This window comes from Wolbachia endosymbiont (group A) of Ancistrocerus nigricornis, from assembly GCF_947250785.1.
GTDB lineage: Bacteria > Pseudomonadota > Alphaproteobacteria > Rickettsiales > Anaplasmataceae > Wolbachia > Wolbachia pipientis.
Map to the genome: position 1 here is coordinate 949,446 of NZ_OX366348.1, position 14,495 is coordinate 963,940.

Annotated in this window: 14 protein-coding genes and 1 tRNA gene; 1 reads left to right on the forward strand and 14 read right to left on the reverse strand. The window is 36.6% G+C overall.

Annotated elements, in window-relative coordinates; translation table 11 throughout:
• Nucleotides 1-3 precede the first annotated feature (3 nt).
• The 10 genes from rplJ to rpsL all read right to left on the reverse strand — a co-directional run bounded on the left by rplJ (nt 4) and on the right by rpsL (nt 6,908).
• Complete coding sequence (gene rplJ / locus OOK90_RS04795; RefSeq protein ID WP_006279539.1) at nt 4-522, reverse strand: 50S ribosomal protein L10; 519 nt, start codon at nt 520-522, stop codon at nt 4-6.
• 12 nt (nt 523-534) lie between these two features.
• Nucleotides 535-1,188 carry a 50S ribosomal protein L1 gene (gene rplA / locus OOK90_RS04800; protein WP_264705806.1) on the reverse strand — a complete coding sequence of 218 codons (654 nt, stop codon included), beginning with the start codon at nt 1,186-1,188 and terminating at the stop codon, nt 535-537.
• A gap of 4 nt (nt 1,189-1,192) precedes the next feature.
• The gene (locus OOK90_RS04805) at nt 1,193-1,633 is read right to left on the reverse strand and encodes a 50S ribosomal protein L11 (protein WP_006279541.1); all 441 of its coding nucleotides are present in this window, start codon (nt 1,631-1,633) and stop codon (nt 1,193-1,195) included.
• Nucleotides 1,634-1,635: 2 nt separating this feature from the next.
• A complete protein-coding gene (nusG, locus tag OOK90_RS04810; RefSeq protein WP_070356705.1) occupies nt 1,636-2,472 on the reverse strand; it encodes a transcription termination/antitermination protein NusG in 837 nt (278 codons plus the stop codon).
• Nucleotides 2,462-2,662: a preprotein translocase subunit SecE gene (gene secE / locus OOK90_RS04815; protein ID WP_022626186.1), complete on the reverse strand. Its 201-nt coding sequence runs from the start codon at nt 2,660-2,662 to the stop codon at nt 2,462-2,464. The genes nusG and secE overlap by 11 nt, the downstream gene beginning before the upstream one ends.
• A 19-nt stretch (nt 2,663-2,681) precedes the next feature.
• Nucleotides 2,682-2,754: transfer RNA gene (locus tag OOK90_RS04820), tRNA-Trp, on the reverse strand.
• A gap of 13 nt (nt 2,755-2,767) precedes the next feature.
• The gene (tuf, locus tag OOK90_RS04825) at nt 2,768-3,940 is read right to left on the reverse strand and encodes an elongation factor Tu (protein ID WP_264705807.1); all 1,173 of its coding nucleotides are present in this window, start codon (nt 3,938-3,940) and stop codon (nt 2,768-2,770) included.
• 11 nt (nt 3,941-3,951) lie between these two features.
• Nucleotides 3,952-6,027: an elongation factor G gene (gene fusA / locus OOK90_RS04830; RefSeq protein ID WP_010962308.1), complete on the reverse strand. Its 2,076-nt coding sequence runs from the start codon at nt 6,025-6,027 to the stop codon at nt 3,952-3,954.
• Nucleotides 6,028-6,048: 21 nt separating this feature from the next.
• Complete coding sequence (gene rpsG, locus OOK90_RS04835; RefSeq protein ID WP_007549313.1) at nt 6,049-6,528, reverse strand: 30S ribosomal protein S7; 480 nt, start codon at nt 6,526-6,528, stop codon at nt 6,049-6,051.
• A gap of 5 nt (nt 6,529-6,533) precedes the next feature.
• Nucleotides 6,534-6,908 (reverse strand): 30S ribosomal protein S12, encoded by a 375-nt coding sequence (rpsL, locus tag OOK90_RS04840; RefSeq protein WP_006279787.1) that lies wholly within the window; start codon nt 6,906-6,908, stop codon nt 6,534-6,536.
• A gap of 1,112 nt (nt 6,909-8,020) precedes the next feature.
• On the opposite strand from rpsL, the gene prmC reads away from it, so the two are divergent.
• On the forward strand, nt 8,021-8,860 hold the full coding sequence (prmC, locus tag OOK90_RS04845) for a peptide chain release factor N(5)-glutamine methyltransferase (RefSeq protein ID WP_010962305.1): 840 nt from the start codon (nt 8,021-8,023) through the stop codon (nt 8,858-8,860).
• A 164-nt stretch (nt 8,861-9,024) separates the two neighbouring features.
• Here the strand turns inward: prmC and OOK90_RS04850 are convergent, their stop codons facing one another.
• The 4 genes from OOK90_RS04850 to OOK90_RS04865 all read right to left on the reverse strand — a co-directional run bounded on the left by OOK90_RS04850 (nt 9,025) and on the right by OOK90_RS04865 (nt 14,483).
• Nucleotides 9,025-9,873, reverse strand: coding sequence for a P44/Msp2 family outer membrane protein (locus OOK90_RS04850; protein ID WP_264705808.1), 849 nt, complete (start codon nt 9,871-9,873; stop codon nt 9,025-9,027).
• Between the two features lie 121 nt (nt 9,874-9,994).
• Nucleotides 9,995-11,998 (reverse strand): type IV secretory system conjugative DNA transfer family protein, encoded by a 2,004-nt coding sequence (locus tag OOK90_RS04855; RefSeq protein ID WP_264705809.1) that lies wholly within the window; start codon nt 11,996-11,998, stop codon nt 9,995-9,997.
• Nucleotides 11,999-12,028: 30 nt separating this feature from the next.
• Nucleotides 12,029-13,021: a P-type DNA transfer ATPase VirB11 gene (virB11, locus tag OOK90_RS04860; RefSeq protein ID WP_010962302.1), complete on the reverse strand. Its 993-nt coding sequence runs from the start codon at nt 13,019-13,021 to the stop codon at nt 12,029-12,031.
• A 1-nt stretch (nt 13,022) separates the two neighbouring features.
• Complete coding sequence (locus OOK90_RS04865; protein ID WP_264705810.1) at nt 13,023-14,483, reverse strand: TrbI/VirB10 family protein; 1,461 nt, start codon at nt 14,481-14,483, stop codon at nt 13,023-13,025.
• Nucleotides 14,484-14,495 lie beyond the last annotated feature (12 nt).

The following is a 14,495-nucleotide window of genomic DNA, read 5'->3' on the forward strand; positions in this document are numbered from 1 at the left end:
AATTTATTTTTTAGAACTATAATAATCCAAAACTCTCATAAGCCTCATAGAAGATGAATTAATAGACAACGCTAACCGAGCAGGAATATCATAAGATATTAAACGCATAATTTTAACACGCAATTCATCCAGAGAAGGCAACTTAGCCAGTTTATTAACATCTTCCACTGTTAACAATTCATTTAAATGAGCTGCGCAAATCACAGACATTTTTTCTTTGTTAGCATTAGTAAAATCAACTATTAATTTTGCAGCTTCTACTATGCCACTAGAGTATATAATAGCAACAGGACCGGAAAATTTGCCTGATAAATAAGAGAATTTACCAGTCCTTTCCAAAGCCAAGCGCGCTAGAGTGTTTTTAACTACTAATACCCCACCTGCTATAGACTTCAGACTATTCCTCAGAGTTAATGAATCATTAGCATTTATAGATTTAAAATTTACTAATATCAAGAAATCATTATTTACAAATACGTTTATTGTGCTCTGTATAAATTCATCCTTATCTTTACGCTTCACGGTATCACTCCCTTAAATTATATCTTCCACTTTGCCTATCTTATAAGCTTTACCCATAGTTGAATTTAAAAAAACACTCTTAAAGTAAATTCCTTTCGCAGAAATAGGTTTATTATCTTTAATTACTTTAAGAAAGGCTTTTAAATTTTCTAGCAAGTCATCAATATCAAATTTAATATTTCCTAATTTACCATGAATAACACCATTTTTATCTGTTCTAAATTTTACCTGACCAGACTTAATGGTTTTAATAGCTTCTGCAATGTTAGAAGTCACAGTACCAAATTTAGGGTTAGGCATCAGCCCTTTAGCACCCAATACTTTTGCAATAGGAGTGATTTTTGCCATAAAATCAGGAGTAGTAATGCACCAATCAACATCTAACTTTCTACCTTTTTTTATTTCTTCAACTAAATCCTCTCCTCCTGCAATATCAGCACCAGCTTTTTCAGCTTCTAATAAATGTTTATCTTGAGCGAAAACAGCTACTTTAATATTCTTCCCGATACCTTTAGGCAAAACTACTGTACCACGCACCTGCTCTTCAGATTTACGTGAATCTACGCCTAAATTGACCGCAATATCAACTGATTCATTAAATTTTGCTGAAGCAGACTCAACAATCTTCTTCAAACACTGCTTAGGATTATCATTATATGTATTCATTTACCTAACCTTCCACAACTTCTATACCCATAGATTTTGCAGTGCCTACAACCATTTTCACTGCTGAATCTTCATTATCCACTTTCATATCAACCATCTTGCACTTTGCTACTTTAATTATAGCAGACATAGGTAATTTAGCCACTAATTCTTTACCAGGATTACCAGAACTTTTACTTAATTTAGCCTCCTGCTTAAGTAAATAAGCCACAGGCGGACCGCTGACAGTAAAATCATGAGAGCGATCATCCTTTATGGAAATTCGCACTGTTACTAAATCGCCTACTTTATAATTAGCGTTAGCAGCACTAGTAACTTTATTAAAAGCTTCACAAAACTTAGGAACAGGTATACCACGTGGACCAAGTACTGAAGCAATTTTCGGTCCTGGAACTGCTTTCCCAGCTTCCATAAGTAAGTTAATCTTAGCAACTATAACACTCATAATTAATCCTCTATTTTCTCTACTTGAGCCAGATCAAGCTCTATTATTGTCGGCTTACCTAAAATCGATACTTCCACATTAATAATTTTTTTCTCATCGTTTACCATATTTACCTTACCAGTAAAATTTTGAAAAAGACCATCATTAATTTTCACTTTTTCACCTTTTTCATAACCATAACCTAACTTCTTTGTCTCTTGAGCATTATAAAGTGCATTACACATTGAGTGAATCTCATCATCCAAAATCACCTTTGGAATATTACCGTTTTTCAAAAATCCATAAACCTTAAGAGATTTTGGTATATTATTGATAAAATTCAATACTTCATCGCATAAATTCACGTATAAAAAGACATAACCAGGAAAGCATTTCCTTCGTGTAGCAATTTTCTTAGATTTCAACTCTACTTCACTTAGCTCTTCATATGGAATAAAAACTTCCTTAAAGTAATCATTAACACCCAATCTCATAGAATTTTCCAATATATGTTGGCGCACTTTCTCTTCACAATTGGAAGCAACTCTCAAGATATACCATTTATATCTATTAAATTCTTTACACTTTAAACTTATCTCATCATCTGAAATCATCTCAAAATCACCAGATTCGCCACTGCAGAATCCAGGCGTTTGATTCAAAATATTTTTGCTTTCATCACACAGATGCATATATACATACACTTCACATAATTCTTTTATATCAGACTTTGAATTACATACCGTTTGATAAGGAATAAACACTTCCTTAAAATAAACAGCATTACTTACCAATTCGCGTATGTTTTGCTCATATCCATAATCAACTTTAATGATATACCATTTATATTCACATTCCATAAATAATTCCAAATAAAGCCTTAATTACGTAAAGAGACATAAAATCCACAAAACAGAAGAAAATCGAAAAGCATAATATAACAATCATTACAACAAATAGAGATGACAACACCTCCTGTTTCTTTACCCAAGCAATTCTTCGTATTTCTTGCTTTATATCACAGAAAAAACCACACAAACTTTTTAACATTTCCACCACAACATTAATGCAGGAGCGATAGGAATTGAACCTACAACCTCTGGTTTTGGAGACCAGCGCTCTACCAATTGAGCTACACTCCTATAACTCAAACTCTCACTCCAAAATTTCAGAAACAACACCAGAACCAACAGTTCTACCGCCTTCTCTTATCGCAAAACGCAATCCCTTATCCATTGCTATCGGTACTTGCAATTCTACTTCTACACTCACATTATCTCCTGGCATTACCATCTCCTTCCCATCTAGCAATTTTATGCTCCCAGTTACATCCGTTGTCCTTAAATAAAACTGTGGCTGGTAATTCGCAAAAAATGGTGTATGCCTTCCTCCTTCCTCTTTCTTTAATATATAAACCTCCGCCTTAAACTTTCTATGCGGTGTTATCGTCCCCGGTTTCGCTAATACTTGCCCTCTCTCCACTTCTTCTCTTTTTGTTCCTCTTAACAATATTCCTACATTGAGTCCTGCACTTCCCTTATCCAGCAACTTCTTAAACATCTCAACACCTGTGCATATCGTCTTTTGCGTCGCTTTCAGACCTATTATCTCTATCTCTTCTCCCGTCTTTATCTCTCCCTTCTCTATTCTTCCTGTTACCACTGTTCCTCGCCCCGATATCGAAAATACATCTTCGATTGGCAATAAAAATGGTAAATCCACAGGCCTTGGTGGAACCGCTACATATTCATCTAACTTTTCCATCAATTTATCTATTGATTTCTTTCCATATTCGCTGCTGTCATCCTCCAGCGCCTTGAGCGCTGAACCAACCACCACAGGCACTTCATCCCCTGGAAATCCGTATTTACTCAGTAATTCCCTCACTTCCATTTCTACTAAATCTATCATATCAGCATCAGCAACATCAGCTTTATTTATATACACCACGATATATCCAACACCTACCTGCTTCGCCAGCAATATATGCTCTCTCGTTTGTGGCATTGGCCCATCAACCCCCGACACTACCAATATCGCCGCATCCATCTGTGCTGCACCTACTATCATGTTCTTTACATAGTCAGCGTGTCCAGGACAATCAACGTGTGCATAATGCCTTTTTTCCGTCTGATACTCAACATGCGCTGTTGCTATCGTTATCCCCCTCTTCCTTTCTTCTGGCGCTTTATCTATCTGATCGTACGCTACAAAATTTCCATAATGCTTCGTTATCGCCGCTGTTAACGTCGTCTTCCCATGATCCACATGTCCTATTGTTCCCACATTTACATGCGGCTTTCCAAATACTTCCACTACTGCTGTCATAATTATTACCCTTAATTATACTCTAACTTTAACTCATCAACCACATATTGTGGCACTTGCTCATAACAAGAAAAATGCATACTATACTGCGCCCTTCCCTGAGACATAGAACGCAAAACGTTGATATAACCAAACATATTTGCAAGAGGTACCGAAGCAGTAATTATTTTACTATTATTACCTAAATCGAGCATATCAGCAACATTTCCTCTTCTACTATTTATATCACCCATAACATCACCCATATATTCTTCAGGAGTAATGATTTCAACTTTCATTATAGGCTCCAGCATTTTTGGACCAGCTTTATTTGCCATCTCTTTAAAAGCACCTTTAGCAGCAAGTTCAAAAGCTAAAGGACTAGAATCAACCTCATGAAAAGCACCATCAAGAAGGGTAGCCTTAAAATCAATCAACGGAAATCCCGAAATTATACCACCTTCTTTTATCAACTCCAAGCCATTTTCTACCCCAGGAATATACTCTTTTGGAATAGCACCACCTACAATTTTACTTTCAAATTGAAACCCAGAACCAGGCTCAAGAGGTTCAAATTTTATTTTAACCTTAGCAAACTGACCAGCTCCACCAGATTGTTTTTTATGAGTGTAATCAATTTCAACAGATTTAGTGATAGTTTCACGATATGCAACCTGAGGAGCACCGACGTTAGCCTCAACGTTAAATTCGCGCTTCATTCTATCAACAATAATCTCAAGATGGAGCTCACCCATGCCTTTCAATATAGTCTGGCCACTTTCCGCATTTACTGACATTCTCAAAGAAGGATCTTCTGCAACCAACCTATTTAGAGCAATACCTAATTTTTCCTGATCTGAAGTGGTTTTAGGTTCTACAGCAATTTCAATAACAGGCTCAGGAAATTCCATACGCTCCAATAATATAGGAAAATCAACAGAACATAAAGTATCTCCGGTGGTTGTTTTCTTTAGCCCAACTAAAGCAACTATATCTCCAGCCCTAGCCTCAGTTATATCTTCTCGGTTATTTGCATGCATAAGTAACATTCTGCCAATCCCTTCAGTTTCGTTTTTTAACGCATTTGAAACGGTAGATTTAGACTTTAATTTACCAGAATAAATACGGATAAACGTCAAGCTGCCTACAAATTTATCCGTCATCACTTTAAATGCAAGAGCAACAAATTTCTCTTTTTCTGAAGGTTTGACCTCAATTTTCTTTTCTGAATCTTTAGGATCAATTCCAACAATTACATCAACATCAATAGGAGAAGGTAAAAAGTCAACCACACCATCTAAAAGTGGTTGTACGCCTTTATTTTTAAAAGCTGATCCACATAACACAGGAACAAATTTTCCTTTAATGGTCCCATTTCTCACGCATTTTTTCAGTAAATCCACTGGCAGATCATTAGACTCAAAGTAAGTATTCATCGCTTCATCATCCATCTCAGCTGCAGCATCTAATAAAAGATTTCGATATTCTTGAGCCTTATCAAGCAAATCAGAAGGAATATCTTCATAAGAAAATTTAGCGCCCAACGTTTCTTCTTGCCATATAATGGCTTTCATAGAAATAAGGTCAATTATACCTTTGAAATCTTTCTCACTCCCTATTGGTAAATGAATAACTAAAGGTGCTGCACCAAGCTTCGTCTTTATCATATCAACACATCGATAAAAATTTGCCCCTATTCTATCCATCTTATTAACAAAGCAGATACGAGGAACGCTATATTTATCAGCTTGACGCCACACTGTCTCAGATTGAGGTTCAACTCCAGCAACTCCATCAAATACAGCAACTGCACCATCCAAAACCCTTAAAGATCTCTCAACTTCAATAGTGAAATCAACGTGACCAGGAGTGTCTATTATATTGACCCTATGATCATTCCAAAAACATGTTGTTGCAGCAGATGTGATTGTAATACCACGCTCTTTTTCCTGCTCCATCCAATCCATAGAAGCTGCACCATCGTGCACTTCACCAATTCTATTTTGCTTACCAGTATAAAATAAAATACGCTCTGTTGTGGTAGTCTTACCAGCATCTATGTGAGCCATTATCCCTATATTTCTGTATTTAGATATTCCAATTTCCATATCACAATTAATTAGCTAACATTAAAAACGAAGATGAGAAAATGCCTTATTAGCTTCAGCCATTTTATATTTTTCTTCGCACATCTTAAACGCACCACCGCGTTTATTATAAGCATCCAGTATTTCAGATTGCAAACAATCAACAGTGGTTTTTCCACTCTTTTTTCGAGCAGCAGAAGTTGCTTTAGCAATCCACCTTAACGCTAAAGAAACCGCTCTATCTTGTCGAACTTCAACAGGTACTTGATAAGTTGCACCACCAATGCGTCGAGAACGCACTTCTATAGAAGGAGTAACATTTCCTACTGCTGTCTCAAAAATTGATAACCCACCTTCGCCTATTTTCTTTTCAGCTAAAGACAAAGCGTCATAGATAATCTTTTCTGCAGTAGATTTTTTACCACATTTCATGATTGTATTAATGAAACGCATCAGCAAAACACTGCCGTAACGCGAATCAGGACTTATTTCTCTTTTTTTTGCTTTATTCCGACGAGCCATAAACTTTAACCAGATTTCTTTACACCATATTTTGAACGAGCTTTCTTTCGATTTTGCACACCACGCAGATCAAGGGCACCTCTTATTATGTGATAACGCACACCTGGCAAATCTTTAACCCGCCCACCACGTATCAAAACAACAGAGTGTTCTTGTAAATTATGACCTTCACCAGGTATATAAGCCGTCACTTCACCATACCCACTAATTTTTACTCTGGCTACTTTACGGAGTGCTGAGTTAGGCTTTCTAGGAGTTGTAGTATACACCTTAGTGCAAACACCTCTCCTTTGAGGGTTGCTTTCTCCCAAAGCTGGTACCTTTTTCTTATGGGTCAATCCTAATCTACCCTTACGTATTAATTGATTTATCGTAGGCATATGTTATAAACTCAAGCTCATTAAAATAACTAAGTTTTTAGTTATAAAATAATAAACCTCAATAGTCAATATAAAAATAAACATTACTACTCTAATAATTAAGCTCAACTGCCTTGAAAGCCATCAGTAGACTTCTTGCACTACCTCCCAAGCCACAACTGTCATTCAGTAGAAACGAAAAAACTTACTTGACACCCTTCGCCAGCCCCATTATCATGGTACTGAAGGTATTCATTTATCTTCAATCTGTGCAGATTAAATGACAACAGTATTACGTAATTGGCGTCTTATTTTTAATTTTTTGCACTATGCACACTTTACTTCTTCACAACATTTCTGGGTTTTTACCTATATAAGCTGAAACGCGCTTATAAAGCGTTTAAGACAGTATAGTACGCCAATTTGCAGGATTAGAGAGTGACAACTAGCTAATACGGGATATCTTTTGCCTTTTTTTTGCTTAGTAAATTTCTTAAACATTTAAACTAAGGTGAGTTGCATTTAAAAGCAGCTAAATTGCAGTGTTTAAGACTTAAAAAACGCCAATACTGAAAATAGACAATGACTAGGGCTTCTTTTGCCTTTTTTTTGCTTGGTAAATTTCTTAATATTTATGGCAACATGAACTGGGCAGGAAGGTGTCATTCCAGTGCTTGACACTGGAATCCAGTTTTCCATATAATCTCATCGAAAATGTTGTAACCACTTTCTGTGCTAGTTTGCTTGCTTACAAGCAAACTTTTCTGGATCTCAGTGTCTGGGCACTGGGATGACAGGGGAGGGAGGCTACTTGGATGACACCATTCTTTTTCCTGGATCCAAGTAGTCAGGGCACTGGGATGACAGGAGAAGGTACTAGGATGAAACCCTGACCTCGTCGTCCCGCTACGTGTTAGCGGAATCTAGAGATACCGTGACGGTATGACGTAAAGCTCGCATTAGCTATACTTTTATGCTCACCAACTTAGCTGGATCCAAGTAGTCAAGCTACTTGGATCTGCAAATTGCAATGTTCGTACAGCTGCGTGCTTGACACTGGGATTTAGTGCAGCTACCCTAAACTGGAAGCTCATCTTGCTATTTTTGGCTGAAAGAAACATATTTTTAGAATAATGAAAACAATCAGCACTTTAATTCAAGAAGGATCGGAGTTATTATCGTCACATAAAGTTGAATCACCACATTTAGATTGTGAAATCATCATGCAGCACGTACTTGGAGTGGAAAGATCATTTATAATTGTGAACCATGCTGATCAAGTGCCGATGGAGAAAGAACTTTTATTTTGGAAATTAACAAAAAAAAGAGCGGAAAGATATCCAATATCGCAAATAATAGGTAATCGTGAATTCTGGAGTAAAAATTTTATAGTTAACCAGCATGTTTTAGATCCAAGGCCAGATAGTGAAACAATAATCCTAGCAGTGTTAAAATATTACCCAAACAAAAAACAGAAACTAAAAATTGCAGATTTTGGTACAGGCACAGGTTGTTTATTGATATCCGTACTTAGTGAGTATGAATATGCTGTTGGCGTCGGTTTTGAAAAAAGCTTGGAAGCATATAAAGTTGCCTATCAGAACACAAAAAAACATGATCTTCTCAGCAGAGCCAAAATATTTCCAAGTTCGTGGACAGAGTGCAGAGGTTCATTCGATCTTATAATCAGTAATCCTCCATATATTAAAAGAAGCAAATTGAAAGACTTGCAAGCTGAAGTGCAAAAGGAACCAAGAATTGCCCTTGATGGTGGTATTGATGGTTTGAGCTGTTACTTGAGCATTTTTCCAATATTGAGAAAGTGCCTTAAAAAAAATGGGTTTGCGATATTGGAGATAGGTGAAGATCAAAGCAATATTGACAAAATAATCCCCTCATACGAATTAGCTTTTCAGGAATATGTATATGACTTAGCGGGAATGAAGAGATGCATTGTTGTGAAAAGAACATAGCTAATGTTTTTTTGCCTTCATCCCATATTATCCTATATCATCCCAGTACCCTCTACCTAGTCATCCAAGTAGCGTGACTACTTGGATCTATATTTAACTAGATCCTATGGTCAAGCCATAGGACGACAGGAACGGTTTTATGCATTTTTTAAAGGGCAACATGTTTAAGCTTTGCTGGCAAAATGGAAAGTAAGACCAGCCTCTATACCGTGTGTGTGAAATAGTTGATTACCTATATTTATTTCCTCAGTTACTTTGCTACCTGAGCTAGGATTAAGCTTCTTTTTTTTATCATTATTAGGGTCGTCTACCACTTGTCCTAACCTTTTTGCTGTAAGCTTAATATCGCTACCAATAGCACCAAAACCTCTATATCCAATATGCATATTTACATCTTCGTTTATGCGATAGTCAAAGCCAGCTTTTAATTGACCTGCGGGTCTTATTGACGGTTTTTCAAACATCGTCATTCTTGTTGCACCGATCCCAATACCAACGTAAGGAGAAAAAGAGAAACGGTCACTTTTCCAATGATGATAAACATTTGCCATTACAGATATGTTCTCAATTTGGTCATTACTAACTGCAGCACTATAGAGATAAGTTTCTTTATTAGGATCCTCACCAGTCTCCTTTAGGTATGAAACAGTTATTTGGCTACTTGTTAAACCAATATTATCCACTTTTACAGAAGAATACATCCCTTCCAATTCAGCCCTATAGCTGTTGTTACCCAATTCTCCTGTGTAACCAAATGCCACATTTGCAGCAAAAGGTGGATTATAATCTCCTTTATACTCACTTAGTGACTGACCTTCTGTGTTCTGAGCACCCCTGTCATTTATAGACAAATTTTTGATACCTGTAGTGCTTGTTTTTAGTACGCTTGTGTTATTTAAATATTGACCGTAATACCCACTACCAAAGTAAAACCCTTCTGTTTCACTTGCAAAAGATTGTTGTGACAACAATAAAGCAAATGCTGTAACCGCTAATGTTTTTTTACTAATCATTATTACTCCCCTAGTTAAAATAGCTAATCTAATACTAATTAATTAAAAATGGCTTAATATGAAAAACCTAATTATTTGCATAACTTGCACTTTTCTGAGCTAAAAATAGGCAAAGTTAACCTTACTTCTCGTCATTTTTTAATTTATCCTCATCTTCAAATTCATCCTCCTCTTCTTCGTCATCAAACCCATCATCGCTCCTATCCTCATCTTCCTCGTCATCATCTTCAAACTTATCGTCGATATCTTCATCATCAATATCTTCGTCTGCAAATTCATCTGATTCATCATATACTGCATCTTCGGTTTTAGTTTCAGCAGGATAATCAACTGAATTAGGTCCCTCAAGAACATTATTCCCCTCGTTATTAACCTTATCTTTGCTCGCAGCGGCAGAAAGAACTTTGTTTGGGTCATATGGTTCTTGTGTAGGCACACGAGTTTGTTTGAGCAGCCTTCTTGTGAAGGTGGTATCACTGTAGTACAAAATTTTCTTTGATTTAATTGGGTAAGTCGACTCTATTAAAATTATCTGATCGTTACGTGGCAACATAATAACTTCTTGAGGCAATAGCAATGCTCTCTGTATTTCAGAGATATGTAATGACCTTGAAGCAGGATTTAAATCTAAAAATTTAGGCTTATTCAACGATTCTTGTTGTACAGTTTTGTTTCCTATAAGTTGCGATATTAAATTAGCTGTTTCAATATTATTGGCTGCAAAAGTTATTCTGTAAGTCGAGTTTGACAAAAAGGAGTTCATCCCTGCTTCTTCGTATATTCCTTTGAGCTGCTCAGTATCTTGAACAATTAAGAATAACCTAACTCGATAACCACGAAAATATGCAATACCTGTTTGAAATTGCTCCATTTTTCCAAGTGTAGGAAACTCATCCATTAAAAACAATACGCCATAAGGCTCGTCATCCGATGGCAATTTTCTACATAAAAACTCAGTTGCCTGTTGGTAAAAAACCTGCATTAAAGGCCTGAGCCTAGTCAAGTTGTCAGGAGTTAAACCAACATAAACTGTAATTTTCTTCTTTTTAAAATCTAGAATATTAAAATCACTTGACGCAGTTGCAGTATCAATCAATGGGTTTGCCCACAATTCAAGTGATGAGTTCATGGTTGATACAACACCTGACCTTTCTTTATCAGCTTTTTGTAAAAAAGCTGCAATATTCATATATGCTACAGGGTGTAGTATTTTACCCATTGTATCAAGAGCAACAGCAAGATTATAAACCACGTCATCACTACGCATCGTACGCACAACTTCACCAAAAGATTTAACTTTCTCTGGTGCAGCAAGTAAGTATAATACCACTCCAACAAATAAGCTTCTTGCTTCATTCTGCCAAAAGTCTTGTTCAGGCATGATTAGGTTAGCTATTTTCTGCACATCGTCAACCATCTGCCCAGGTTTTTCACTAATCCATTGTAATGGATTGTAACAGTGACTTATTCCATCTGGCTGCGCTGGATTCCATACGTATACTTTTTGTCCTTGTCGTTCTCGCCAACCACTTGTTATTTCATAGTTTTCTAATTTTATGTCGTGTACAATTACCGAGTCAGTCCAAAATAATAAATTAGGAATTACAAAGCCAACACCCTTACCAGAACCTGTAGGTGCAAATAACAATGCATGCTGAAACCCATCAGAAATGAAGTATCCTCTTTTATCTTTACCAAGCAATAATCCCTTTTTGCTTCTTAATCCTGCTTTTCGTATGTCTTTCTCTGATGCCCACTGCGAATCTCCATGAAGTGATTCCTTCTTTTTAAATGGTCGCCACTCAATTATCCTTTCTCTTAAATTCCATAAGATAATCATTAAAACAATGATAGGCAGTGCAGAAGATATAATTAATGTGATTTTGAGCTCAAAGCTATATAACTCTGGATGATGCCAACAATATTGTATATGATCAAAAATCGTTGGCCAAAGAGCTTGAGGGAAAGGCGTCAAACTAGGATTAATTGCCTTAAAATCCACAGCATCCGGACCACCAGCAAACAGAACAAACAATATACCAGATAGATAGAAGCAAAACTCAAGTACGCTAAAAGCTACTACACCTCCTATGAGAATATTACGTAGGTGATTTCCATTACTCATAAACTACTCTTCCTTAACTTATGTATAAATTTAAGCATTTTCGCTCGCAGATCTAGTAAATAATATCTCAGAAATGCTTCTTTTGCCCCCACCGGTTCTTTTTAGCTGAATAACAATATCAATCACATTTCTAATGTATGGTATAATTTGGTCTGGAGGAATGCCAAGGTTTGCTTGCATAACCATCAGTTTTATTTGCTCAAGGGCCATTGTTGGACTATCCGCATGAAGGGTTGATATTGATCCAGGGTGACCAGTATTTATCGCCCTAAGAAAACTAAAAGCTTCCGCTCCACGGAGCTCACCAACTATTATTCTGTCTGGCCTTAAACGTAAGCACGCTTCTATCAAATCTTGAGTGGTTACTTTTGCTCTGCCCTGCCCTCCTTTAGAGGCAATTAGATGGACTTTATTGGGATGATCGTTCAAAACGATTTCCCTTGCATCCTCAACAGTAATAATTCTTTCCTCATCTGGAATAGCACGCAAAGTAGCATTAGTAAAAGTAGTCTTACCAGTGGAAGTTCCACCACTAATTATAATATTTTTCTTACTTATTACAGCGTATTCTAAAAACTCTTTTATTTTTTTTTGCCTTAACAATAAATCCAAATGACGGTCAACTGGATTATCAGTTGCTTCTGTAACAGTTTCAGAAAAAGCCCCCATTTTTTCGTAATCATCGAGTGCTAACTGCATGCTAGAAGGCTTACGAATCGACATGACTACTTTATCAGGTTCACATGCTGGCGGAAATACTATCTGTATACGATAACCATTTGGTAATGTTGCCGAAAGTAACGGCGCTTCTTCGCTAAGTTTTTGTTCTGTAGCTTGAGCAATCAGTCTGCCAAGAGATTTCAAATGGTTAAGATCGAATACTTCTAATTTTTCACACCTTATTTCACCGCGATTTTCAATCCATACTTCCTTTGGCTTATTTATTGATATTTCATTTACGCCTTCTTCTTGAAATATGCCTTGTAATGGCTCCAAATATGTATCAAGTGCAGCATAGTTCATTTCATTGATTTAATATTGCCTGTGGAGGAAATACTGTATCTTGGTTAACAAATACTTTCAATGCAGTGCCTTGATCAACATAAATAGTTGGTTTTTTATCTGTATATCTGCCCACTACATCCCGCATATCTTTAGAAAAATCCTCGATTGATTTCCCGATTGCTTCATCATAAACAGGCTTGCTTTTTCTTTGAATTTGTTCTAACAGTTGATTTACAATTTCCAGGCTTATATTTACCTCGTCTTCTTCAATTCCTAGTGCTTTTGCTATTTCCTCTTTCATTATTTTTAGTAAATCTTGTCTGCTTTTGGCACTCCGAATTCTTCCGATAGCCCCAAGGCCTAATTTCCATTTGTCACTAGATATCTTCTTTTCTGGGTCAATAATGAGTTGGAGAGAAGAAAAATCTATTTCGGTTGCAGTGATAGACTTTACTGCATCTCTGACAGTTAGCGTATCAACAAGATTAGAAGCCTTTTGCCCTATAACAGCAGAACCAATCGAAACACCAGCAAGTGTCACCGAAGAGAATAACGCACTTACTATTTTGTTATCAACTATTCCTGCTATTCCTGCTCTACCAATCTCGTCAGTACTAAGTGATGAGATTGCAATATCTATTCCATGTGGCAGAATCACTCTATTCCAGTTTATATTTACACGAGATTTAGCAACATTCGAGTCAAATGAATAACTGCCTATCAATCTTGAGCCTTTAGGTATTAAAACTGTATCACCAGTTTCTGCATAAACATCTCTACTCACCATAGCACGCAGCATTCCTTGCAGATCAGAGTTTATTGCAGTTTCAAGAACAGCATCAATAATTTTACCTTGAGTAATCATTAAACCAAGCTTTCCTACTCTGGTAGCTTTGCTCGATTGTGCTGAAGTGTCGGATAAAATAGCATCAGCAGCCTTGTTCTCTCCACTACCACCTGAAATTGTCAACATCTGTGCACTACGTCTGTCTCTAGGATAACCGCCACCCCCTATTGTAGGAAACGAGGTAGGTAAATTGCCCATAACATTACTAGAAGGAAAATTTTGCTTTGGCAAAATAGGTATATTTGACACAGGAGTTTCTTTTGGTTTCTCTTCTTCTTTTTTCATCACTTCTTCTTTTCTAATTTGTTTTATTTCTGGTATGATTAGTGGTGTAGGAAGAGGAGGTAAGGGTGGTAAGGGATCAGTTATTATTCTTTCAGGAACCATTACATTATCTGGAACTTGTTCCAACTTTCCTTTCAATTCTTGAACGTTTTGCTTTGTTTCCTCTTTTTTAATAACTTCTGAACCCTCTTTAGGAGAAGGACTAAAATAGAGATAATACACTCCACCAGCCAGAAGCACTAAAATAATGACCATCAATGCCCTATGACCTTGATTAGAGCCAACTGTTACTACCTTATTCTCTATTTCTGATTCATCTTCTGAATTGTTACGCCTTTCTTTATTCATATTGCATGTACC

Coding starts and splice junctions, on each gene's coding strand:
- rplA (WP_264705806.1), bottom strand. CDS start 1,188: ATGAATACATATAATGATAATCCTAAGCAGTGTTTGAAGAAGATTGTT.
- OOK90_RS04805 (WP_006279541.1), bottom strand. CDS start 1,633: ATGAGTGTTATAGTTGCTAAGATTAACTTACTTATGGAAGCTGGGAAA.
- virB11 (WP_010962302.1), bottom strand. CDS start 13,021: ATGAACTATGCTGCACTTGATACATATTTGGAGCCATTACAAGGCATA.
- secE (WP_022626186.1), bottom strand. CDS start 2,662: ATGTTAAAAAGTTTGTGTGGTTTTTTCTGTGATATAAAGCAAGAAATA.
- nusG (WP_070356705.1), bottom strand. CDS start 2,472: ATGGAATGTGAATATAAATGGTATATCATTAAAGTTGATTATGGATAT.
- rpsL (WP_006279787.1), bottom strand. CDS start 6,908: ATGCCTACGATAAATCAATTAATACGTAAGGGTAGATTAGGATTGACC.
- rpsG (WP_007549313.1), bottom strand. CDS start 6,528: ATGGCTCGTCGGAATAAAGCAAAAAAAAGAGAAATAAGTCCTGATTCG.
- tuf (WP_264705807.1), bottom strand. CDS start 3,940: ATGACAGCAGTAGTGGAAGTATTTGGAAAGCCGCATGTAAATGTGGGA.
- fusA (WP_010962308.1), bottom strand. CDS start 6,027: ATGGAAATTGGAATATCTAAATACAGAAATATAGGGATAATGGCTCAC.
- OOK90_RS04855 (WP_264705809.1), bottom strand. CDS start 11,998: ATGAGTAATGGAAATCACCTACGTAATATTCTCATAGGAGGTGTAGTA.
- OOK90_RS04865 (WP_264705810.1), bottom strand. CDS start 14,483: ATGAATAAAGAAAGGCGTAACAATTCAGAAGATGAATCAGAAATAGAG.
- OOK90_RS04850 (WP_264705808.1), bottom strand. CDS start 9,873: ATGATTAGTAAAAAAACATTAGCGGTTACAGCATTTGCTTTATTGTTG.
- prmC (WP_010962305.1), top strand. CDS start 8,021: ATGAAAACAATCAGCACTTTAATTCAAGAAGGATCGGAGTTATTATCG.